Here is a 21,162-nt window from a genome sequence, read left to right on the forward strand (position 1 = left end):
GATAGTGGAGGGATGCTGCTTACTCCGCCCGCCACACTTGTGCTCGCGCGCGAGCACCCGGCTCTCGTGCGTCGAAGGGATCACCACCGCGTGCGCCCGGGTGTCTACGTGGACGCAGCGGTGTGGCGAGCGCTGCAACCGTGGGATCGGTACCTGCTGCGCGTACACGCTGTCGCCATCACGTGGAACGAGCCGGTGTTCTGCCTCGAGTCTGCCGCGGCCCTTCATGGGCTTCCGACCTTCGGAGAAGCCCGTCACATCCACCTGCTGAGTCCGGATGCCACCACCCGTCGCCGTGGTGATGTCATCGTCCACGGAGCTCGCGACGGCCGCCGAATCGACGTCGTCGAAGGCGTGTGCGCGACCGCGCTCACGGACACCGCCGTCGACCTGGTGCGGGTGCTTCCGCCCGCGTTTGCGCTCGCCGTCGCCGATGCCGCGCTGCGACACGGCGGCACGGATGCGGCGATCGACTTCAGCGCCGCCGGTCGAGCGCAGGCGAATCGCCGCGGCATCCGTCAACTCGACTGGGTCCAAGAGCGCGCGACAGCTGAAGCGGAATCGTCGGGTGAGTCCGTCAGCCGTGCGGTGATCGAGTGGCTCGGGTACGAACGGCCCGAACTGCAGGTCGAGTTCGAACACGACGACGGTACAGACCGCGTGGACTTCTTCTTCCGAACGGCGCGGGTCATCGGCGAGTCGGACGGGTATGGCAAGTACGACGCCTCGAATCGCGCGGCGATGAGGGCGCACTTCGTCCGCGAGAAGAAGCGTGAGGACCGCCTGCGACCCCGGGTCAACGGCTTCGGCCGCTGGGATTGGGCGGATACGCTCCGAGTCGAACCGCTGGACGCCAAGCTGCGCGCTGCAGGCCTCGCGCCCGTTCGTCCGCGGCACTCTTCGATGCTCGCGACGCTCGCCGCCAACCCGCGCTCGCTGCCGCCGAAACGAACCCGACCTGTTTCGTCGAACGGGACGTCGTCGTAGTCGGGTTCGACGGAAACGGTACGGTTCGGCGATCCGGGGCCGGATTGCGCGCCCGCGCGACGCCGAGCCCGCCCGCGCGGTCCCGACGCCCTCACGGGCTCCCGCGCGGGGCCGGATCCGCCCGCGCGACGCCGCGCCCGCGCGGGGCCGGATCGCCCGCCCGGCGCCGACGCCCGCGTGCCGCCCGCCCGCCCGCCCGCGCGGGCCGCCACCCGGGGCCGGTCAGTCGGCCACGCCGACCACGTCGAGCATCCACGCGAGCTCGAACGCGCGCTCGCGCCAGGCGTTGTAGCGACCGCTCACGCCGCCGTGACCGGCGACCATCTCGCACTTGAGGAGCGCGTCGGCTCCCACCTCGCGCAGGCGGGCGACCCACTTCGTCGGCTCGACGTACATCACACGCGTGTCGTTGAGCGACGTGACGGCGAGGATGCGGGGGTAGGCGACCCCCTCCCGCACGTTCTCGTACGGCGAGTACGTCTTCATGTACGCGTACACGCCGGGGTCGTGCAGCGGGTCGCCCCACTCGTCCCACTCGATGACGGTGAGGGGCAGCGACGGGTCGAGGATCGTCGTGAGCGCGTCGACGAAAGGCACGTCGGCGAGGATGCCGGCGAACAGCTCGGGGGCGAGGTTGGCGACGGCGCCCATCAGCAGCCCGCCCGCCGAGCCGCCTTCACCGATCAGCTGCGCCGGTGTCGTGTACCCCTCGTCGATCAGGTGGCGGGCGCAGGCGACGAAGTCGGTGAACGTGTTGCGCTTGTTCAGCAGCTTGCCGTCTTCGTACCACTGGCGTCCCATCTCGCCGCCGCCGCGCACGTGTGCGACGGCGAACATGACACCGCGGTCGAGCTCGGACAGACGTGCGACCGAGAACCCCGGCTCGATCGAGTGCTCGTACGAGCCGTACCCGTAGAGGTGCACGGGGCGCGGCGCGGCACCGGCTTCGCCGAACGAGCGCTTCCACACGAGCGAGACGGGGATCCGGGCACCGTCCTGCGCCGTCGCCCACACGCGCGCCTGCGCGTAGTCGGCGGGGTCGTAGCCGCCCAGGACCGGCTGCCGCTTGCGCAGGTGCATCCGCTTCGAGGCGAGGTCGTAGTCGTAGACAGTGCCGGGCGTCACGAACGACGCGAAGGCGATGCGCAGCATCGGGGGCGCCCATTCCGGGTTGCCCGACGCTCCCGCGGCGTACAGCGGCTCGTTGAACGCGATCTCGTCGACGTCGCCCGTGGCGTAGTCGAGCAGGCCGAGCCGCGCGAGTCCGCCGCGGCGGTACCCGAGCACGCCCCAGTCGCGGAAGGTCGACAGGCCGAGCAGGCGCTCACCCGCGCGATGCGGCACGATGACCGTGCGCTCGCCGCCCGGGTCGGATGCCGCGACGCGGACGAGTTCGAAATCGAGGGCTTCGTCGTTGTGCAGGATGAACAGCACATCCTCGCCGTCGATCACCGCGTGGTCGGAGTCGTACTCGATGCCCTCGGTGCGCGGCCACACGACGCGGGGCTCGCCGCGGAGGTCGTCGGCGTCGAGGAGCCACTCCTCGGACGTGATCGAGGACCCGAGCCCGATCACGAGGTAGCGGTCGCTGCGGGTGAAGCCCGCTCCGACCCAATACCGCTCGTCGGGCTCGTGGAACAGCTTCTGGTCGGAGGAGACGGGCGTGCCGAGCTCGTGCAGCCACACCGTGTCGGGCCGCCAGGCGTCGTCGACCGTCGTGTAGACGATGAAGCGGCCGTCGGGTGAGAACGTCGCGCCGGCGAACGTGTCGGGGATCTCATCGGGCAGCTGCTCGCCCGTCACGAGGTCGCGGACGCGGATCGTGTAGCGCTCGTCTCCGGCGTGATCGATGCCGTACAGCAGGCGCGTGCCGTCGGACGTGACCTCGAAGCTGCCGAGCGAGAAGAACTCGTGGCCCTCGGCCTCGGCGTTCCCATCGAGCACCACCTGCTCGCCGGGCACATCGGTGTCGGGAGAGAGCGACGGCGGCGTCCAGTCGTCGGGCGAGGCGAGGGGAGCGCGGCATTGGATGCCGTACTGCTCGCCCTCCACGGTGCGTCCGTAGTACCACCACTGCCCGCGCCGCACCGGCACCGACAGATCGGTCTCGAGCGTGCGGCCCTTGATCTCGTCGAAGATCCGCTCACGCAGATCGGCGAGATGCGCCGTGCGTGCATCGGTGTAGGCGTTCTCGGCTTCGAGATGCGCGATGACATCGGCATCGTCCTTGTCGCGGAGCCATTCGTAGCGGTCTTCCACAGCGTCTGCGTGGTGCGAGCGCACCGAGACACGCGGCGACGCGACGGGGGCAGGCAGGGCGGATTCGTGAGCGGTCACGGCACAACGTTAGCCGCCGCCGCGACGAGTCGAGTTGACCGCGGGCGGACCCGGTGTCAGGATTCTTTCTGGCCGGTTGCCGGTTCCTGAATTCTGGGTGAACTGTTCGTTCGTCACGTCGATATCTTCGGCATCACATCCTCATACGAAAGCGAACGTGGAAGCCGCAGCCCTCATCATCGTGCTGGTCATCGCACTGGCACTCTTCTTCGACTTCACCAACGGGTTCCACGACACCGCGAACGCGATGGCCACGCCCATCGCGACGGGCGCGCTCAAGCCCCGCACCGCCGTGCTGCTCGCCGCCATCCTGAACCTCGTCGGCGCGTTCCTGTCGACCGAGGTCGCGCGGACCATCTCGGGCGGAATGATCCGCGAAGACGAGATCTCGGCGACCGTGTTTCCCTCGATCATCTTCGCGGGACTGATCGGCGCCATCACCTGGAACATGCTGACGTGGCTGCTCGGGCTTCCCTCGTCGTCATCGCATGCCCTGTTCGGCGGACTCATCGGAGCCACGCTCGTCGGCGCGAGCGCCATGGCGATCGACTTCGGCGTCGTCATGAGCAAGGTGATCCTGCCCGCCCTCATCGCACCGCTGACGGCCGGCATCATCGCCTACACCGTGACGAAGCTCGCGTATGCCATCACGCGCCGTTACGACACCAAGCCCGACGGACGCGACGGCTTCCGGTGGGGGCAGATCTTCACGTCCTCGCTCGTGGCGCTCGCCCACGGCACCAATGACGCCCAGAAGACGATGGGCGTCATCACCCTGGCGCTCATCACGGTCGGCTGGCAGTCCACCGCGAACCCCGACCCGCAGCTGTGGGTCATCGTCGCGTGCGCCGTCACGATCGCGCTCGGTACTTACATGGGCGGCTGGCGCATCATCCGCACGCTGGGCAAGGGCCTCACCGACGTCAAGCCCGCGCAGGGCTTCGCGGCCGAGACGTCGACGGCGGCGACGATCCTCGCCTCGAGCGCCCTCGGCTTCGCGCTGTCGACGACGCAGGTCGCCTCGGGCTCGGTCATCGGCTCGGGGCTCGGCAGGCGCGGATCCAAGGTGCGCTGGCGCACGGTCGGCCGCATCATGATCGGCTGGCTGCTGACCCTCCCCGCCTCGGGAGCGGTCGGCGCGCTGGCGGCTCTCGTCGTGGTGTGGCTGGGCACGTGGGGCGTCCTGATCGACGCCGTGATCGCGCTCGTCATCATCCTCGGACTGTTCTGGCGCTCGCGACGGAACGTCGTCGACTCCGCCAACGCGATGAGCGATGTGGCCGAGTCCGGCCGGGCCGTCAAGGTCAAGCGCAACCCGCCCCCCACCCGCCGGCAGCGGGCGGTCGCGCGCGAAGAGGCCCGCCGCGTCGCCGCCGTCGAGCACGCAGAACGCAAGGCCAAGCGCGCGGCGGCGAAGAAGGAGCAGAACCGGTGATCACGATCGACTGGATCGCCTTCCTCGAGGTCTTCGCCGCGAGCCTCATCGCCGGAGTGCTCGTCGTCACCTCGTACGCCGTCGGGCTGCGCCTGCTCGTGCGCGCCGGCAGGGCGCCGGTCGTCGCGCCGGCCGAGTTCACCGACGCGATCACGGTGATCACCGAGAAGGAGGCACGCCGGGCCGAGAAGGCCGCCGCGAAGGCCGCCCGAAAGAGCCCACTGACCGAGGGGCAGAAGCGCCTCGCGCTCGTGGGCGCCTACGGATGCTTCGGACTCTGCTCGCTGGCCGTGCTCGGCGGCATCCTGCTCATCGTCTTCAACCACTGAGCGTCGCAGGGTCGCCGTAGGCTGACCTCATGGTCACGACCCCACCTCCAGGCGCCCCGCTCGCGTCGCCCGAGGACGCTGCCACCGGGGACTCGGCGCCCGTGCAGTTCGGCCAGTACCCGCCCGCCCGGCGGACGATCCTGCACCTGAGCGACACGCACCTGCTCGCCGGCAACGCGCCGCTCGCGGGCCGGATCGACACCGAGGCGAACCTCGTGCGCACGCTCGAAGCGGTCGAGCGGATGCGACTGCGGCCCGACGCGATCGTCTTCACGGGCGACCTGACCGACCTCGGCGAGCCCGAGGCCTACCGCGCGCTGCGCACTGCGGTCGAGCCCGTCGCCGAGCGTCTGGGCGCCCCGATCGTGTGGGTCGCCGGCAACCACGACGAGCGCCCCGCGCTGCGCGAAGCGCTGCTCGGCCTCGCCCCGACCGAAGACGCCGTGACGGGGGCGTGGGACCTCGGGGGGCTGCGCCTCGTCGCCCTCGACACGACCGTGCCCGGCTGGCATCACGGCGAGCTCGACGATGCGCAGCTCGCCTGGCTGCGCGATGTGCTCGCCGAACCGGCACCCTTGGGCACCATCCTGGCTCTGCATCATCCGCCGCTGCCATCGCACGTGCGGCTGTTCGACATCCTCGAACTGCGTGAACAGCACCGCTTCGCCGAGGTCATCGCGGGCACCGACGTGCGGGCCGTCCTCGGCGGCCACCTGCACTACTCGACGAGCGGCACGTTCGCCGGCATTCCCGTGAGCGTCGCGGCCGCGACGTGCTACACGATGAACCTCACCCGGCCCGCCGCCGAGGTCAACGGCACCGATGCGGGGCAGTCCTTCCACCTCGTGCACGTGTACGACGAGACGATCACGCATTCGGTCGTCCCCGTGCTGGACTCCCCGACGTCCGACGGCTTCTCGCAGGAGTGGCTCGACCGCATGGCGGCGCTGTCGCCGGCCGAACGGCTCGAAGCGTTCTCCCGCAAGCGCGCGCCGTAGCCGCCTCGTACAGTCGAGGCGAGCGACCCGCCGCCCGGGACGGTTCGCGGACACCGGCGCGCGGGTAGGCTCGGGGGCATCCCCTCCCACAGAGTCGTGACCTACAAGGACGCCCGAATGACTGCCGACGCGACGCCGCTCACCCGTACCGAAACCGATTCGCTGGGATCGCTCGAGATCCCCGCCGATGCGTACTGGGGCGTGCATACCGCCCGTGCGTTGGCGAACTTCCCGATCTCGAAGCGTCCCATCTCGGTGTATCGCGACCTCGTCGTCGCGCTCGCGATGGTCAAGCAGGCCTCAGCGCGCGCGAACCGCGAGATCGGCGTGCTCGATCACGAGCGAGCCGACCTCATCGACCGCGCGGCGCAGCTCGTCATCGACGGCCAGCACCACGATCAGTTCGTCGTGGGCGTCATCCAGGGTGGCGCGGGCACGTCGACGAACATGAACGCGAACGAGGTCATCACCAACATCGCGCTCGAACTCGCCGGGCGCGAGAAGGGCGACTACGCGTTCCTGTCGCCGATCGACCACACCAACCGCAGCCAATCGACCAACGACGTGTACCCGACGGCGATCAAGATCGGCTTGAGCCTCGACCTCAAGACGCTGCTCGACGAGCTCGACCTGCTGCGCAACGCGTTCCTGAACAAGGCCGACGAGTTCCACGACATCCTCAAGGTCGGGCGCACGCAGCTGCAGGACGCCGTTCCGATGACGCTCGGGCAGGAGTTCAACGGGTTCGCCACGACGCTCACCGAAGACCACAGTCGCCTCACGGAGAACGCGAAGCTGCTCCACGAGATCAATCTCGGCGCCACCGCGATCGGCACGGGGATCACGACTCACCCCGAGTACAGCAACACGGTCCTGCGGCACCTGCGCGAGATCAGCGGACTCGACATCGAACTCGCGACCGACCTCGTCGAATCGACGAGCGACACGGGCGCCTTCATGTCGTTCTCGTCCTCGCTCAAGCGCAACGCGATCAAGCTCTCGAAGATCTGCAACGATCTGCGTCTGCTGTCGTCAGGGCCGCAGGCCGGCCTCGGCGAGATCAACCTGCCCGCGCAGCAGGCCGGCTCGAGCATCATGCCCGGCAAGGTGAACCCGGTCATCCCCGAGGTCGTCAACCAGGTCGCCTTCGCGGTCGCCGGCGCCGATCTCACCGTCACGATGGCGGCCGAGGGCGGGCAGCTGCAGCTGAACGCCTTCGAGCCTGTCATGGCGCACTCGATCTTCCAGTCGATCACCTGGATGCGCCGCGCGATGTGGACCCTGCGCGTCAACTGCGTCGACGGCATCACGGCCAACCGTGCCCGGCTGGGCGCCATGGTGGGGTCGTCGGTGGGCGTCATCACGGCCCTCACGCCGTTCATCGGCTACTCCGCGGCCGCAGCGCTGGCCAAGACCGCCCTCCTCACCGGCCGCAGCGTCGCCGACCTCGTCGTCGAGGCCGAGCTGATGTCGGCCGAAGAGGTGGCCAAGCAGCTCTCGCCCGCGCGTCTGTCGGGGCTCGAGGCGGTCACGGCGGCGATCCCGATCGTGCAGAGCGCCGAGGACATCGTCGCGTCCGAAGAAGCCTGACCGCCCCGCATCCCACACCGGGGGTGTCGCCCTCGATACGCTGGACGACGTCAGATCCAACCAGGGGGAATCGCATGACCGATCCGAACACGCCCGGAACCACGCCGCCGCCGGCGGCAGGCGCACCGCAGTACGCGCCCGCTCCTCCGCCCGGAGCAGCTCCGCCCGCACAGCCGACCGTGCCGGGAAAGACCCTCGGCATCGTCGCGTTCGCCGTGGCCTTCTTCGTGCAGATCGTCGGGATCATCCTCGGCATCATCGCGCTCGTGCAGAGCAAGAAGGCCGGCCACAAGAACGGCTGGGCGATCGCCGCGATCATCGTCGGCGCCGTGCTGCTCGTCGTCTCGGCCATCATCGTGATCGCCGTGATCATGTTCTCGCTGAACGCCGTCGCGGATCTGTGCAACGGCATGGAACCCGGCGTGTACGAGCTCAGCACGGGTGGCACGATCACCTGCGACTGATTCGCCGACGAGAAGGGCGACCCGCGTGAGCGGGTCGCCCTTTCACGTCAGTCCAGGATGCGGCAGTGGGTCGTCAGCTCGCCGATCCCGTCGATGCCGACCGTGACGGTGGAGCGGTCGCGCAGGAACACCTGCGGGTCGCGGCTGTAGCCCGCACCGCCGGGGCTCCCCGTCGAGATGAGGGTGCCCGGCAGAAGCGTCGCCGACTTCGACAGGTGCGAGACCAGGGCGGACACGGGCCGGACCATCTGGCCGGTCGTGGCATCCTGCATCGTGTGGCCGTCCAGCACCGTCCAGATGCGCAAATCCTGCGGATCGGGGATCTCGTCGGCGGTCACGACGAACGGGCCCGTCGGCGTGAAGCCGTCGAACGACTTGCAGCGTGACCACTGCGCCTCGGAGTACTGGATGTCGCGCGCCGTGATGTCGTTGACGACGGTGTAGCCCCACACGTGGTCGAGGGCGTCCTCGGGAGAGACGTCTTTCGCCGCGCGGCCGATGATGACGCCGAGCTCGGCCTCGTAGTCGACGGACTCGCTCAGCGAGCGCGGCCACACGGCGGTCGCGTCGTGCGCCGCGAGGGAATTCGGCCAGAGCACGAAGACGGTCGGCGTCGAGTCCGTCTTCAGCCCCAGCTCGCTCGAGTGCGCCGCGTAGTTGAGCCCGACCGCGAGCACGACGGGCGGGGTGAGCAGCGCCGACGCGAAACCGACATCGACGAGCGGATGCCGCGTGGCTGACGTGCGATTCGCCTCGCGCACCCGGTCGAGCAGGTCGTCTCCGCCCGCGATGAGGTCCTCGAGCACCCGGGGGGCTCCGGGGAAGAGGTCCTCGACGATGACGGCTTCCGCGTCTTCCACGATGGCGAGCTGGGGTCGAGTGGCGCCAGAAGCGACCACGTGGGCAAAACGCATCCTTCTAAACTACCGCGCCGGCAGCGACATCGGCCGCGTGTGGCGGGCACATAGGCTGGTGCGCATGACGATGGACCCCACCCGTCCGCGCCCTTCGCTGACGCCGCCCGAGTTCGCGTCGTCACTGGCTCAACCGCCCCACGCGGCACCGGCGGCGATCCCTCCCGTCGAGGCGATCCCGGCCGTTCTTCCGGTGCGGCCTCGCAAGGGCCGTTCGGCGCCCGTCTGGGCGATCGGGCTGCTGATCGTCGTGTTCGTCGCCCTCGTCGCGTACTTTCTGAATGCCCTCGGCCCGGGTGCGTCGATCGTCGGCATGGTGCTCGCGCTCATCCCGCTCGCCGGGGTGCTCGTGGCGATCCGCATCGTCGACCGCTGGGAGCCCGAGCCGATGAGCTTGGTGGTCTTCGCCGTCGCGTGGGGTGCGATCGCCGCGGTCGGCATCGCGCTCGGGGTCGACCTGCTGCTCGTGGTCGGTTTCGGGGCGGGAAGCGTGTTCGACTCCGATGTCGCGTCGGCGGTCATCCAGGCGCCGATCGTCGAGGAGGTCGCGAAGGGCCTCGGCCTGTTCCTCATCTTCGCCTCGGCGCGCCGGGCGTTCGACGGACCGGTCGACGGTGTCGTCTACGGCGCGCTGGTCGGCGCCGGCTTCGCCTTCACCGAGAACATCCAGTACTTCGCGGTCAGTCTGATCGAGGGAGGCGCAGCCGACACGTCGGTCACGTTCTTCGTGCGCGGCATCCTCTCGCCGTTCGCCCACGTCATGTTCACCGCGGTGACGGGCTTCGCGCTGGGCCTCGCCGCCCGCCGCGGAGTGCCGGCGCGTGCCGCCCTCGGCCCGCTGCTGCTCGGTCTCGCGGGCGCGATCGTGTTGCACGCCCTGTGGAACGGCTCGGCGCTGCTCGGCGACTTCTTCGCGCTGTACTGGACGCTGCAGGTGCCCCTCTTCGTCGTGTTCATCCTCGGGGTGGTCGCCCTGCGACGAGAAGAAGCGCGGCTGACGCGTGCGCGCCTCGGCGACTACGCCACGGCCGGGTGGTTCACGCCGCAAGAGGCCGACATGCTGGCGACATCGGCCGGGCGCAGAGCCGCTCTCGCATGGGCGGCGACGCTGCGCGGCGATCGGCGACCCCTCATGCGCGACTTCATCTCGGATGCCACGGCCCTTGCGGCTGCGCGGCAGCGGGCGATCACGGGCCGGGATCCGCACGCCCGCGAAGACGAGCACGTCCTGCTCGCCCGCACGGCCGCCGCGCGCGCCGCGCTGTTCGCACCCTGATCCGCATCACGCGACGGCAGGCGACGGCCGCCGAGGGGGTATTGACAGAGTTTGGAGCGCTGGGCAAGCTGAGGGCAGATCAACTCAGCGCCCGGTTGGACACGCAGGCATCGCCGCGGCACCGGGCGCTGAGTTCGTCCCGCTGCTCACATTGACCACCGCGTGCTCGCACGGTTGGATGGATGCATGACTGACGACCGCACCAAGCCCGAGATCGACGCACCCGAGGGTCCGGCTCCGACCGACCTCGTCATCCGTGACATCATCACCGGCGACGGCGCCGAGGCCCAGCCCGGCGACACCGTGACCGTCCACTACGCGGGGGTCGAGTACGAGTCCGGCGAGGAGTTCGACTCGTCATGGGGCCGCGGCGAGAGCATCCAGTTCCCGCTGCGCGGGCTGATCCAGGGATGGCAGGACGGCATCCCGGGCATGAAGGTCGGCGGTCGTCGCGAGCTCGTCGTCCCGCCGCACCTGGCGTACGGTCCCGCGGGAGGCCACTTCCTGGGCGGCAAGACGCTCATCTTCGTCATCGACCTCATCGACGTCGCCTGACGACCTGACCTCGACGAAGGCGGGTGCCCACGCGGCATCCGCCTTCGTCGTTCCGCGGGAAAGAAATTTCCATGCAGGGGAATAGATCTGCCGCGCCGGGGCGTTGACCTTCACATGCCGCAATCGTCGGCCGAGCACATGGAGGAGAAGAATGTCCGTCACCACCACCGAGATCCCCGGCTACAAGGTCGGGACCTGGGTCCTCGACCCGTCCCACAGCGAGGTCGCATTCAGCGTCCGCCACATGATGATCTCCAAGGTCCGGGGCGCCTTCGGCGTCAAGAGCGCCACGATCGTCGCCCCTGAGAACCCTCTCGAGACGACCGTCACGGCCCAGGTCGATGCCGCGTCGCTGTCGACGAAGGACGACGGCCGCGATCAGCACCTGCGCTCCGCCGACTTCTTCGACGTCGAGACCTACCCCACGATCGACTTCGTCTCGACGGGTGTCCGCCTCGAGGGCGATGACTTCCTGGTCGACGGCGACCTCACGATCCGCGGCACGACCAAGCCCGTCACGTTCGAGTTCGATTTCGGCGGCTTCGGGTCGGACCCGTGGGGGAACTACAAAGCTGGTGCGACGGCGAAGACCGTCATCAACCGCGAGGACTTCGGCCTCACCTGGAACGCCGCGCTCGAGACCGGTGGCGTGCTCGTCGGCAAGGACGTCACGATCACGCTCGACCTGCAGGGTGCACTCCAGGGCGAGTGAGCCTTCGAACGGGTGGATGCCGCAGCGCGCCGACGGCGCCGAGGAGCGGCATCCGCCCGTTCGTCATGTCCGGGCGCGTCGGATGGGCTTCAGGCGGTCCTGCACCAGCAGGATGCCGGCGAACACGACGAGCGCTCCGATCGGCTCGTTCCAGCCGAGCGATTCGCCGAGCACGATGATGCCCAGCACGACCCCGACGACGGGTGACATGTAGGTGACGGTCGACGCGCGCGTCGGCCCCCACGCGCGCAGCGTGTTCTGATTCCACACGTATGCGACGCCCGTGCCGACGCAGCCGAGGAGCAGGACGCTCGCGACGACCCATGGATCGAGGGCGACGGGGGTCAGTACGAGAGCGGGTGTGAGCAGTGCCATGATCGCGGCCGCGATCCCGATGTTGAGGAACGAGAACACGAGCGGGCTCATGCCCGTGTTCGAGACGAACCGTCGCATGTAGGCGAGGCTGAAGCCGTAGCAGGCCGTCGCGCCGAGGATCGCGAGCTGGGCGATCACGCTCTGCGAGAAGTCGAGCCCCTGCCACGGCGCGATGATCAGCATGACGCCCAGGATGCCGAGCACGATGCCCGCGATCTGGCCCGGGCGCAGCTTCTCGACACGGAAGACGAGCCAGGCCATGACCGCCGTCATGAGCGGCGTCGTGGCGTTGTAGATGCTCGCGAGACCGCTCGTCACGTGCTGCTGCGCCCACGAGAAGAGCATGAACGGCACGACGCAGAACGACACGGCGAGTACCGTCATGTGCAGCCACACGCCGATCCGGCGGGGGAGCCGGTCGCGACGCAGGAGCACGAACAGTCCGAGCGTGAGGCCGCCCAGGATGAGCCGGGACCACACGACCTGCGCGGGCGAGATCCCCTCCAGGGCGACCTTCATGAACAGGAAGCTCGATCCCCACACCAGGCCGCACAGCACGAACTGCACCGCGATCGAGGCGTTCGAGCTCGTCGTCGGCGCATCAGGAGGGGAGGACAGCGTCGTGGTCACGGAGCGACTCTAGGGCCCGCCGGGGCGGTACCGGTCCGGCCCCGGATGCGTCGTCCGAAATCCGCTGTCGCGTGTCCGTCCGGCTGCGGCCGGGGCGCGGCATCCGCTCGTCCGCCAACGCTGGTAGACTCTGGAGGTTGCCGTTGGATCGGCCGCGGATGAAGAGAGCTCGCACATCAGGTGACGGGCACCGCGCAACAAGCAGAGAGGGGATCGAATCTATGGCACTGGAAGCAGACGTCAAGAAGGCGATCATCGAAGAGTACGCGACGCACCCCGGTGACACCGGATCCCCCGAGGTGCAGGTCGCGATGCTGACGCAGCGCATCAAGGACCTCACCGAGCACCTGAAGCAGCACAAGCACGACCACCACTCGCGTCGTGGGCTGTTCCTGCTCGTCGGTCAGCGCCGCCGTCTCCTGGGTTACCTCCAGGACATCGACATCAACCGTTACCGCTCGCTCATCGAGCGTCTCGGTCTGCGCCGCTAAGGCGAAGACCGAGACTGTTCGTCGAGTCGTGCCTCTCTGAGGCGCGTATCGAGACACGGTCTGCGTCGATAAGGCATTCGACCAGCGTTCAATCGCGCAGAACATTCTTGGAAGGCCTCCCCACGGTGTGGGGAGGCCTTCGTTCGTTCCACCCGCGGTCAGGTGCGGGATGCCGCGGGGCGGCGTCAGGAGGAGGAGCGGGCGGCGACGAGGTCGGCGTGGTGGATGGCCGCGACATCGGGGTGAGCGCGCAGGCGCCACTTGATCGCGTTCTCGCCGTACAGGTCGTGGATCGGATTGTCCGGGTCCTGGGCCACGCCGCGGGCCTCGGCGGCGAGCTCGGGCGGCAGCTGGATGACGGGCAGCTGCGCGTCGAGGGCGGGGTTGAAGAAGAACGGCACCGAGATGCGGTGGTCGGGCGCCTGCGGCGACACGACGCGATGGTTGGTCGCGGTCAGGTATCCCTGCGTGGCGTACTCGAGCATCTCGCCGATGTTGACGACGAAGGCGCCGGGCACGGGCGGCGCGTCGACCCATTCGTCGTCGCGCTCGACCTGCAGGCCGCCCTTGCCGGGCTCGACCCACAGGAGCGTCAGCACGCCGGCATCCTTGTGCGCGCCGACTCCCTGCTGCGGCGTCGGGTCGTCCTTGCCGGGGTAGCGGACGATCTTCATGAGCGTCGCCGGCTCACCGAAATGCTGATCGAAGTGGGTCTCGTCGGCGCCGAGCGCGAGCGACCACGCGCGCAGCAGCTTGCGGGCGACGCGGCTGAGGTGCTCCTGCCACTCCTCGACGACCGTGCGCAGTTCCGGCTGAGCCGCGGGCCACAGGTTCGGTCCGATGAGGCGGGCGAAGTCGGGCGCGTCGGGGTCGGTCACGGCCTCGCGCTCGGGCCCGATGTCGATCTGCTCGCGCCAGTCGATGCGCCCCTGCGTCAGCTCGCCGCCGATGCGGGTGTAGCCGCGGAAGTGCGGGCTCTTGAGGTTCTCGATCGCGAGCTTGTCCTCTTCGGGAAGGGCGAAGAAGTCGATCGCCGCCTGATGCAGGCGTGCCTCGAGATCGGCCGGGATCCCGGTGCCGACCAGATAGAAGAAGCCGACCTCGTGCGTCGCGGCCCGCAGGTCGTCGCGGAAGCACGCCGCCGCTTCGGGCCCCTTGTCGAGCTCGGAGAGGTCGAGTACGGGCAGGTTCAGGTCGCTCATGTGTCGAGCGTAAATGGATTCGCCACCCCGCGGGCCAATGTTTCACCTCCGGATGGCGCAGTACCGTGGAAGTCATGCCCCGTCTGCTGCTCGTTCTGCGTCTCATCGTCCCCACGCTGTGGCTCGGCCTCATCGTGGGGCTGTCGTTCATCGAGACGCCGCTGAAGTTCCTCGCGCCCGGGATCACTCTTCCGCTGGGGCTCGGGGTCGGACGCCTCGTCTTCACGGCGCTCGCCATCGCGGGCTGGGTACTGCTGGTCGCCCTCACGCTCGTGGCGATCCCCGTGCCGCGCATCGACCGCGCCGGCTGGGCGCAGCTGGGCGCCCTGTGGGTCGTGCTCGCGGTGCAGACACTGCTCATCCGGCCGGCCCTCAACGCGCGCAGCGACATCGTGATGGCGGGCGGCGACCCGGGGCCGTCGTGGCTTCATTACGGCTACATCGCCGCCGATGTCGCGATCGTGCTGCTGCTCGTCGTGTGGATCGTGCGTGTGGCCCGCGGCATCCGACTCGCGCCCGAGGCGATTCAGCGCTCGTGAAGCGGATGCCGCCGCTTGCGTGAGCGGCGAGATCCGGTCGGGTCGGTCCCACGCTTCTCGCGGCGGGCGAGCGACCTGTCGGCGAACAGCCACGCGGGCCGCGGCTCGATGAGCGGCCGGAACACGAATCGCACAGGCTTGGTCGCCAAGCCCAGCGCGATGAGCACCGATGCGACGACGACGATCGGCAACCACAGCCATGTCGGCTCGAGGTTGCGCAGCACGCCCGACTCGCGGAAGGGGTAGAGCACGAAGGAGTGCAGCAGGTACACGTACATCGTGTACTGGCCGAAGTGCGTCCAGAAGCGCGCCTCGCGGGGGAGCAGCGCGAAGAACGCCGTGCACAGCACGAGGGCGACGGCGATCAGGGCGAGGCGCACGCCGCCGGCCCACCACTCGGTGCCGCCGAGCGTGGCGTAGTTGTCGTTGTAGAACAGCCACTCGCGCAGGTTCATGTCGCGCCACGTGTCGATCAGCAGCCACGCGGTCAGCCCCGCGACGACGAACACGGCGATCGAAGCGGCGATCGTCCACCACGGGCGCCGCCGCAGCAGTCCGAGCCGTTCGACGATGCCGCGTTCGCGCAGCCACCAGCCCAGCGCGAAGAACGGCAGCAGTCCGAGCGTGCGCGACAGTGAGAAGGTCGAATCGACGTTGGGCAGATACCCCGCGCCGATCGAGATCGCGACGGTCCACGCCAGCGGCCAGCGCAGCAGCGCGAGGTACGGCAGAACGAGCCGGAAGATCCCGAGCGCGAGCAGGAACCACAGCGTCCACGAGGGCTGCGTCGGGTTGGGATTGGCCTGCCCCTCGACGAGCCACTTCGTCAGGGTCCACAGCGTCTCGAAGATGACGTACGGCACCAGGATGTCGGTGATGACGCGCGCCATCTGCCGGGCGCCCGGCGAATCCGACTTCGAGAAGTAGCCCGAGATGATGGCGAACGCCGGCATGTGGAACGCATACACGACGAGATACAGGCCGAGCGCGATGTCGGAGTCGTACGTCAGCCGCTGGATCGCGTGGCCGAGCACGACGAGCACGATGCACGCGAAGCGGGCGTTGTCCCAGAACGGGGTGCGCGGCTTCGGGCGCGGGGAATCGATCGTCCCCGTCGCGGGGGAGCGCGATTGGGCGGCGGCGGCCGCATTCGAGGGATCCGTCATGACGCGTCGTCAGCTTATCCTGGGGCCCGACATCTCGCGGATGCCGGGGGTCGCGGCATCCGTCGGGAATATCCCGTGCGCCACCGCGTTGGACCGATTACATTCACGTGCATACATAATGGGTGTCGAAGACACTCGGAGACGGAAGAGGGATCGTGAGCGACAACACCACCGGGTCGGGCATCCAGTTCGGCATCTTCTCGGTCAGCGACATCACGCAGGACCCGACGACGGGACAGACCCCGAGCGAAGCGGAGAAGATCCGCGACGCCGTCACGATCGCCCGCCACGCCGAAGCCGTCGGACTCGACGTCTATGCGCTGGGCGAGCACCACAACCCGCCGTTCTGGTCGTCGAGCCCCACGACGACGCTGGCCTACATCGCGGCGCAGACCGAGCGGCTCGTGCTGTCGACGGCGACGACGCTCATCACGACGAACGACCCCGTGAAGATCGCCGAGGACTATGCGATGCTGCAGCACCTCTCGGGCGGCCGCATGGACCTCATGCTCGGGCGCGGCAACACCGGCCCCGTCTATCCGTGGTTCGGCAAGGACATCCGGCAGGGCCTGCCGCTCGCGATCGAGAGCTACAACCTGCTGCACCGCCTGTGGCACGAGGACGTCGTGGACTGGGAAGGCAAGTTCCGCACGCCCCTGCAGGGCTTCACGTCGACGCCGCGCCCGCTCGACGGCGTCGCGCCGTTCGTCTGGCACGGCTCGATCCGCACGCCTGAGATCGCCGAGCAGGCGGCCTATTACGGCGACGGCTTCTTCGCGAACAACATCTTCTGGCCGGCCGAGCACTACCAGCGCCTCATCGCGCTGTATCGACAGCGCTACGCGCACTACGGCCATGGCACGCCCGAACAGGCGATCGTGGGCATCGGGGGGCAGGCGTTCATGGCGAAGAACTCGCAGGACGCCGTGCGCGCGTTCCGCCCCTACTTCGACAACGCCCCCGTCTACGGCCACGGACCGAGCCTCGAGGACTTCAGCGAGATGACCCCGCTCACGGTCGGGTCGCCGCAGCATGTCATCGACCGGTACGCCGGCATGCGCGACCTGTACGGCGACTTCCAGCGTCAGCTGTTCCTCATGGACCACGCGGGGCTCCCGCTCAAGACGGTGCTCGAGCAGCTCGACCTGCTCGGCGGCGAGGTCGTGCCCGTGCTGCGCCGGGAACTCCAGCAGAACCGCCCCGCCGACGTTCCGGATGCACCGACCCACGCGGCGCGCGTCACGGCGATCTACGGCGACGGGCCGGCGCGCGAAGCGCGACCCGCAGCCAACCGCGGCGACAACCTCACGGGCGGTTCGCCGTACCAGGACGCCCCGGCGCCGGTCGGTTCGGCATTCGGCGCGGCCGCGACACGGCAGGAGGCCTGACATGACCAGCAGCACCGCACCTCGACGGATCGCCGTCGTCTCGGCAGGACTGTCGAATCCCTCGTCGACGCGCATGCTCGCCGACCGGCTCGTCGCCGCGACCGCGACGGCGCTGCGCGATGGGCAGCAGATCGAGGCGACGTTCGACACGTTCGAGCTGCGCGACTACGCGCACGACGTCACGAACAACCTGCTCACCGGCTTCGCGCCGGCTCCGCTCGAGTCGATGATCAACACCGTCGTCTCAGCCGACGCGGTCATCGCCGTGACGCCCATCTTCTCGACGAGCTATTCGGGCCTGTTCAAGTCGTTCATCGACGTGCTCGATCCCGACGCCCTGGCCGGAAAGCCCGTGCTCATCGGGGCCAACGGCGGAACGGCCCGTCATTCGCTCGCGATCGACTATGCGATCCGGCCGCTGTTCGCCTACCTGCACACCGAGCCCGTGTCGACGGGGGTCTTCGCCGCGTCGAGCGACTGGGGCGCGGCGGCAGACGACGTCGCGCCGCTGGCCGCACGCATCGAGCGCGGTGCGCGCGAGCTGGCCGAGGCCATCGCACGCAAGGCGCCGGCGACATCGAGCGATCCGTTCGACCCCGCGAACTACCTCGGAGAAGGCCGCTCCTTCGGACACCTGCTGGGTGGTCTCGCGGGGGAGTAGTCCGCGGCGAGGTTCACCGCCACCCGCTGTTCAGCTCTCCCACGCGCTCTCGAGCCGTGGGAGGCTGGACTCACGGGCGGTCGGCGACAGAGGCGCCGTCACTCCTTGCCGAAGGGCGGAAGATCGTCGGCGGGCTGTTCGCCCTCGAACGGCGGCTCGCCGTCCGAACCGTTCAGGTCGGGCAGCTCGTCTGCCTCTTTCGAGATCTCGTTGAAGGTGGGATCGAAAACCACGGTCGTGCCTCCTCAGCCGCTCTTGCGCCGGAACTCGCGCTTGGTCTTCGCGGAGTGCGTGCCGTGGACGGCCGAATCACCGTCCAGGTGCGCCTCGCCTTCGCGATGATGCGCGTTCTTCTTCTCGAGCGCCTCCTTGAACTTGCGCTTCATCTCCTCGGAGGGGGTGGTTGCGTCGTCGGTGCTCATGCTCCCCACCTTCCCACGGCCGACAGCACGACGCCACACGGGACGCGCAGAGGATACCGCCCCGCCGCACTGGTAGGCTCGATGAGGTTGCCCATGCGGCATCCGCTCAATTCAACATGAGCTCATGGAGCAGGCCGGCAGCAAGCTGGTCCCCTGTAGTGGGTTCCTCGTCGCATCGTGCGCCGGGTGACTTTCTCCTGGTGGCCAGCGCAGGCGGTCTCGCGGAATCTTCGCGTGCGCCGATAATCTGCCTGTTCCTGCTCCTTCGCGAAGCTCGCGCGTCACACGGACCCGCGAGCCTAAACAAAGAAGGAGAGACCTCTTGGAAGGTCCTGAAATCACCGCTTCCGAAGCCGTCCTCGACAATGGACGCTTCGGCACCCGCACGATCCGGTTCGAGGCCGGACGCCTCGCACAGCAGGCACAGGGCGCAGTCGCCGCCTATCTCGACGAGGAGACGATGCTCCTCTCGGCCACGAGTGCCGGAAAGCACCCGCGCGAAGGCTTCGACTTCTTCCCGCTGACGGTCGACGTCGAGGAGCGCTCGTACGCCGCCGGGAAGATCCCCGGCTCGTTCTTCCGGCGCGAGGGTCGTCCCTCGACCGAGGCGATCCTGGTCTGCCGCCTGATCGACCGGCCGCTGCGCCCGTCGTTCGTCGAGGGGCTGCGCAACGAAGTCCAGATCGTCATCACGGTGCTCTCGATCGCACCGGGCGAGTACTACGACGCCCTCGCGATCAACGCCGCGTCGATGTCCACTCAGATCTCGGGCCTGCCGTTCTCCGGCCCGATCGCCGGCGTGCGTCTCGCGCTCATCCCGGGCCAGGGCGAGCACGCCGACCAGTGGGTCGCGTTCCCCAACGCCGAGCAGGTCGAGCAGGCCGTCTTCGACCTCATGGTCGCGGGCCGTGTTCGCCCCGACGGCGAGGTCGCGATCATGATGGTCGAGGCCGAGGCGACCGAGAACAGCTGGAACCTCATCAAGGCCGGCGCCACCAAGCCGAGCGAAGAGGTCGTGGCCGAGGGTCTGGAAGCGGCCAAGCCGTTCATCACCGAGCTGGTCGCGGCGCAGAACGTGCTCGCGAACTCGGCGGCGAAGGAGATCCAGCCCTACCCCGTCTTCCCGCCGTACAGCTCCGAGGTCTACGACTTCGTCGCGACCCGCGCGCACGACGAGCTGGCGGGCATCTACCAGATCGCCGACAAGACCGAGCGCAACTCCGCTGACGACGCCCTCAAGGACCGCGTCAAGGCTGAGCTGATCGCGGCGACCGAAGCGAACGAGCTTCCCGCCGCGGCTCCGCTGGAGTTCTCGGCGGCGTACAAGTCCGTCACGAAGAAGATCGTGCGCGGCCGCATCCTCACCGAAGGCGCCCGCATCGACGGTCGTGGTCTCGCGGACATCCGCGCGCTCGATGCCGAGGTCCAGGTCATCCCGCGCGTGCACGGCTCGGCGATCTTCCAGCGCGGCGAGACGCAGATCCTCGGCGTCACGACGCTCAACATGCTCAAGATGGAGCAGCAGATCGACTCGCTGTCGCCCACGACGAGCAAGCGCTACATGCACCACTACAACTTCCCGCCCTACTCGACCGGTGAGACCGGCCGGGTCGGCAGCCCGAAGCGGCGCGAGATCGGGCACGGCTTCCTGGCCGAGCGCGCGCTCATGCCCGTGCTGCCCACGCGCGAGGAGTTCCCGTACGCGATCCGTCAGGTGTCCGAGGCTTTGAGCTCGAACGGCTCGACCTCGATGGGTGCCGTCTGCGCCTCGACCCTGTCGTTGCTCAACGCGGGCGTCCCGCTGCGCGCGGCCGTCGCGGGCATCGCGATGGGACTCGTCTCGGACGAGGTCGACGGGCAGACGCGCTACGCCGCGCTGACCGACATCCTCGGCGCCGAAGACGCCCTCGGTGACATGGACTTCAAGGTCGCCGGCACGAGCGAGTTCGTCACGGCGATCCAGCTCGACACGAAGCTCGACGGCATCCCGTCGTCGGTGCTCTCGGCGGCGCTCACGCAGGCCAAGGAAGCGCGTCTGACGATCCTCGGTGTGCTCAACGCGGCCATCGACGGCCCCGACGAGATGGCGCCGACCGCTCCGCGCGTCATCAGCGTGCAGATCCCGGTCGACAAGATCGGTGAGCTCATCGGGCCCAAGGGCAAGACGATCAACGCGATCCAGGACGAGACCGGCGCGCAGATCTCGATCGAAGAGGACGGCACCGTCTACATCGGTGCGACCGACGGACCCGCGGCCGAGGCCGCGCGTGCACAGGTCAACGCGATCGCGAACCCGACGAACCCCGAGATCGGCGAGCAGTTCCTCGGAACCGTCGTCAAGATCGCGACGTTCGGCGCGTTCATCTCGCTCCTGCCCGGCAAGGACGGCCTGCTGCACGTCAGCGAGGTTCGCAAGCTCGCCGGCGGCAAGCGGGTCGAGAACGTCGACGACGTGCTGTCGGTGGGTCAGAAGCTGCTTGTCCGCATCACCAAGATCGATGACCGCGGCAAGCTCTCGCTCGAGCCCGTCGTCGAAGAGGAGGCCGCCGAGGCCGCCGCCGAGGCGCCCGCCGAGGACTGAGTCCTTCCGCTGTCCGACCGGATGCCCGCTCCCCACATCGGGGGCGGGCATCCGTCGTCTTCGGGGTGTGCGCCGACACCGGCAACGAGAACGTTATGAAATGTTTACCG

Annotated in this window: 21 protein-coding genes; 14 read left to right on the forward strand and 7 right to left on the reverse strand. The window is 68.9% G+C overall.

Going from position 1 to position 21,162, the window contains the following annotated elements; genetic code table 11:
• Positions 1–12 precede the first annotated feature (12 nt).
• The gene (locus ACWIBS_RS11640) at positions 13–987 is read left to right on the forward strand and encodes a hypothetical protein (RefSeq protein ID WP_376130745.1); all 975 of its coding nucleotides are present in this window, start codon (positions 13–15) and stop codon (positions 985–987) included.
• A 222-nt stretch (positions 988–1,209) separates the two neighbouring features.
• Here ACWIBS_RS11640 and ACWIBS_RS11645 read toward each other — a convergent pair whose 3' ends face one another.
• Positions 1,210–3,324, reverse strand: coding sequence for a S9 family peptidase (locus tag ACWIBS_RS11645; RefSeq protein ID WP_376130742.1), 2,115 nt, complete (start codon positions 3,322–3,324; stop codon positions 1,210–1,212).
• Between the two features lie 157 nt (positions 3,325–3,481).
• Between ACWIBS_RS11645 and ACWIBS_RS11650 the strand changes: the two genes are divergently transcribed.
• The 5 genes from ACWIBS_RS11650 (at position 3,482) to ACWIBS_RS11670 (ending at position 8,140) form a co-directional block, all read left to right on the forward strand.
• Positions 3,482–4,759: an inorganic phosphate transporter gene (locus ACWIBS_RS11650; protein ID WP_376130739.1), complete on the forward strand. Its 1,278-nt coding sequence runs from the start codon at positions 3,482–3,484 to the stop codon at positions 4,757–4,759.
• Positions 4,756–5,088, forward strand: coding sequence for a peptidase (locus ACWIBS_RS11655; RefSeq protein WP_376130736.1), 333 nt, complete (start codon positions 4,756–4,758; stop codon positions 5,086–5,088). The genes ACWIBS_RS11650 and ACWIBS_RS11655 overlap by 4 nt, the downstream gene beginning before the upstream one ends.
• Before the next feature lie 29 nt (positions 5,089–5,117).
• Positions 5,118–6,086 carry a phosphodiesterase gene (locus tag ACWIBS_RS11660; protein ID WP_376130733.1) on the forward strand — a complete coding sequence of 323 codons (969 nt, stop codon included), beginning with the start codon at positions 5,118–5,120 and terminating at the stop codon, positions 6,084–6,086.
• Positions 6,087–6,203: 117 nt separating this feature from the next.
• Positions 6,204–7,676 carry an aspartate ammonia-lyase gene (locus ACWIBS_RS11665; protein WP_376130730.1) on the forward strand — a complete coding sequence of 491 codons (1,473 nt, stop codon included), beginning with the start codon at positions 6,204–6,206 and terminating at the stop codon, positions 7,674–7,676.
• A 74-nt stretch (positions 7,677–7,750) separates the two neighbouring features.
• The gene (locus ACWIBS_RS11670) at positions 7,751–8,140 is read left to right on the forward strand and encodes a DUF4190 domain-containing protein (protein ID WP_376130727.1); all 390 of its coding nucleotides are present in this window, start codon (positions 7,751–7,753) and stop codon (positions 8,138–8,140) included.
• A gap of 47 nt (positions 8,141–8,187) precedes the next feature.
• Here the strand turns inward: ACWIBS_RS11670 and ACWIBS_RS11675 are convergent, their stop codons facing one another.
• The gene (locus tag ACWIBS_RS11675) at positions 8,188–9,054 is read right to left on the reverse strand and encodes a fumarylacetoacetate hydrolase family protein (RefSeq protein ID WP_376130484.1); all 867 of its coding nucleotides are present in this window, start codon (positions 9,052–9,054) and stop codon (positions 8,188–8,190) included.
• A gap of 64 nt (positions 9,055–9,118) precedes the next feature.
• Here ACWIBS_RS11675 and ACWIBS_RS11680 point away from each other — a divergent pair, with 64 nt between their 5' ends.
• From ACWIBS_RS11680 to ACWIBS_RS11690, 3 genes are all read left to right on the forward strand, one after another.
• On the forward strand, positions 9,119–10,330 hold the full coding sequence (locus ACWIBS_RS11680) for a PrsW family intramembrane metalloprotease (RefSeq protein WP_376130487.1): 1,212 nt from the start codon (positions 9,119–9,121) through the stop codon (positions 10,328–10,330).
• Positions 10,331–10,516: 186 nt separating this feature from the next.
• A complete protein-coding gene (locus ACWIBS_RS11685) occupies positions 10,517–10,885 on the forward strand; it encodes an FKBP-type peptidyl-prolyl cis-trans isomerase (RefSeq protein WP_376130490.1) in 369 nt (122 codons plus the stop codon).
• Between the two features lie 151 nt (positions 10,886–11,036).
• On the forward strand, positions 11,037–11,597 hold the full coding sequence (locus ACWIBS_RS11690; protein WP_376130493.1) for a YceI family protein: 561 nt from the start codon (positions 11,037–11,039) through the stop codon (positions 11,595–11,597).
• Between the two features lie 63 nt (positions 11,598–11,660).
• Here ACWIBS_RS11690 and ACWIBS_RS11695 read toward each other — a convergent pair whose 3' ends face one another.
• Complete coding sequence (locus ACWIBS_RS11695; RefSeq protein WP_376130496.1) at positions 11,661–12,602, reverse strand: DMT family transporter; 942 nt, start codon at positions 12,600–12,602, stop codon at positions 11,661–11,663.
• Between the two features lie 221 nt (positions 12,603–12,823).
• Here ACWIBS_RS11695 and rpsO point away from each other — a divergent pair, with 221 nt between their 5' ends.
• Positions 12,824–13,093, forward strand: coding sequence for a 30S ribosomal protein S15 (gene rpsO / locus ACWIBS_RS11700; protein WP_376130499.1), 270 nt, complete (start codon positions 12,824–12,826; stop codon positions 13,091–13,093).
• Positions 13,094–13,278: 185 nt separating this feature from the next.
• Here the strand turns inward: rpsO and ACWIBS_RS11705 are convergent, their stop codons facing one another.
• Positions 13,279–14,295, reverse strand: a complete 1,017-nt coding sequence (locus ACWIBS_RS11705) for an isopenicillin N synthase family dioxygenase (RefSeq protein ID WP_376130501.1) — start codon at positions 14,293–14,295, stop codon at positions 13,279–13,281.
• A gap of 74 nt (positions 14,296–14,369) precedes the next feature.
• On the opposite strand from ACWIBS_RS11705, the gene ACWIBS_RS11710 reads away from it, so the two are divergent.
• Positions 14,370–14,834, forward strand: coding sequence for a hypothetical protein (locus ACWIBS_RS11710; RefSeq protein WP_376130504.1), 465 nt, complete (start codon positions 14,370–14,372; stop codon positions 14,832–14,834).
• On the opposite strand, the gene ACWIBS_RS11715 is transcribed toward ACWIBS_RS11710, so the two are convergent.
• A complete protein-coding gene (locus ACWIBS_RS11715; RefSeq protein WP_376130507.1) occupies positions 14,822–16,000 on the reverse strand; it encodes an acyltransferase family protein in 1,179 nt (392 codons plus the stop codon). The two genes, ACWIBS_RS11710 and ACWIBS_RS11715, sit on opposite strands and share 13 nt — an antisense overlap.
• A 155-nt stretch (positions 16,001–16,155) precedes the next feature.
• Here ACWIBS_RS11715 and ACWIBS_RS11720 point away from each other — a divergent pair, with 155 nt between their 5' ends.
• Both ACWIBS_RS11720 and ACWIBS_RS11725 read left to right on the forward strand, forming a co-directional pair.
• Positions 16,156–17,388: an LLM class flavin-dependent oxidoreductase gene (locus ACWIBS_RS11720; RefSeq protein ID WP_376130510.1), complete on the forward strand. Its 1,233-nt coding sequence runs from the start codon at positions 16,156–16,158 to the stop codon at positions 17,386–17,388.
• 1 nt (position 17,389) lies between these two features.
• A complete protein-coding gene (locus ACWIBS_RS11725; protein WP_376130513.1) occupies positions 17,390–18,049 on the forward strand; it encodes a CE1759 family FMN reductase in 660 nt (219 codons plus the stop codon).
• Between the two features lie 98 nt (positions 18,050–18,147).
• Here ACWIBS_RS11725 and ACWIBS_RS11730 read toward each other — a convergent pair whose 3' ends face one another.
• Positions 18,148–18,282: a hypothetical protein gene (locus ACWIBS_RS11730; RefSeq protein WP_376130516.1), complete on the reverse strand. Its 135-nt coding sequence runs from the start codon at positions 18,280–18,282 to the stop codon at positions 18,148–18,150.
• A gap of 12 nt (positions 18,283–18,294) precedes the next feature.
• Positions 18,295–18,471 carry a DUF5302 domain-containing protein gene (locus tag ACWIBS_RS11735; protein ID WP_376130519.1) on the reverse strand — a complete coding sequence of 59 codons (177 nt, stop codon included), beginning with the start codon at positions 18,469–18,471 and terminating at the stop codon, positions 18,295–18,297.
• A gap of 322 nt (positions 18,472–18,793) precedes the next feature.
• Here ACWIBS_RS11735 and ACWIBS_RS11740 point away from each other — a divergent pair, with 322 nt between their 5' ends.
• Positions 18,794–21,052 (forward strand): polyribonucleotide nucleotidyltransferase, encoded by a 2,259-nt coding sequence (locus ACWIBS_RS11740; protein WP_376130522.1) that lies wholly within the window; start codon positions 18,794–18,796, stop codon positions 21,050–21,052.
• The last annotated feature ends 110 nt before the right edge of the window (positions 21,053–21,162 follow it).

Source organism: Microbacterium sp. NPDC055442 (genome assembly GCF_053644215.1).

Excerpts from the sequence above, each read along its gene's own strand:
- ACWIBS_RS11640 (WP_376130745.1), top strand. The coding sequence starts at position 13 with ATGCTGCTTACTCCGCCCGCCACACTTGTGCTCGCGCGCGAGCACCCG.
- ACWIBS_RS11660 (WP_376130733.1), top strand. The coding sequence starts at position 5,118 with ATGGTCACGACCCCACCTCCAGGCGCCCCGCTCGCGTCGCCCGAGGAC.
- ACWIBS_RS11665 (WP_376130730.1), top strand. The coding sequence starts at position 6,204 with ATGACTGCCGACGCGACGCCGCTCACCCGTACCGAAACCGATTCGCTG.
- ACWIBS_RS11670 (WP_376130727.1), top strand. The coding sequence starts at position 7,751 with ATGACCGATCCGAACACGCCCGGAACCACGCCGCCGCCGGCGGCAGGC.
- ACWIBS_RS11675 (WP_376130484.1), bottom strand. The coding sequence starts at position 9,054 with ATGCGTTTTGCCCACGTGGTCGCTTCTGGCGCCACTCGACCCCAGCTC.
- ACWIBS_RS11680 (WP_376130487.1), top strand. The coding sequence starts at position 9,119 with ATGACGATGGACCCCACCCGTCCGCGCCCTTCGCTGACGCCGCCCGAG.
- ACWIBS_RS11685 (WP_376130490.1), top strand. The coding sequence starts at position 10,517 with ATGACTGACGACCGCACCAAGCCCGAGATCGACGCACCCGAGGGTCCG.
- ACWIBS_RS11690 (WP_376130493.1), top strand. The coding sequence starts at position 11,037 with ATGTCCGTCACCACCACCGAGATCCCCGGCTACAAGGTCGGGACCTGG.
- rpsO (WP_376130499.1), top strand. The coding sequence starts at position 12,824 with ATGGCACTGGAAGCAGACGTCAAGAAGGCGATCATCGAAGAGTACGCG.
- ACWIBS_RS11705 (WP_376130501.1), bottom strand. The coding sequence starts at position 14,295 with ATGAGCGACCTGAACCTGCCCGTACTCGACCTCTCCGAGCTCGACAAG.
- ACWIBS_RS11710 (WP_376130504.1), top strand. The coding sequence starts at position 14,370 with ATGCCCCGTCTGCTGCTCGTTCTGCGTCTCATCGTCCCCACGCTGTGG.
- ACWIBS_RS11715 (WP_376130507.1), bottom strand. The coding sequence starts at position 16,000 with ATGACGGATCCCTCGAATGCGGCCGCCGCCGCCCAATCGCGCTCCCCC.
- ACWIBS_RS11725 (WP_376130513.1), top strand. The coding sequence starts at position 17,390 with ATGACCAGCAGCACCGCACCTCGACGGATCGCCGTCGTCTCGGCAGGA.
- ACWIBS_RS11735 (WP_376130519.1), bottom strand. The coding sequence starts at position 18,471 with ATGAGCACCGACGACGCAACCACCCCCTCCGAGGAGATGAAGCGCAAG.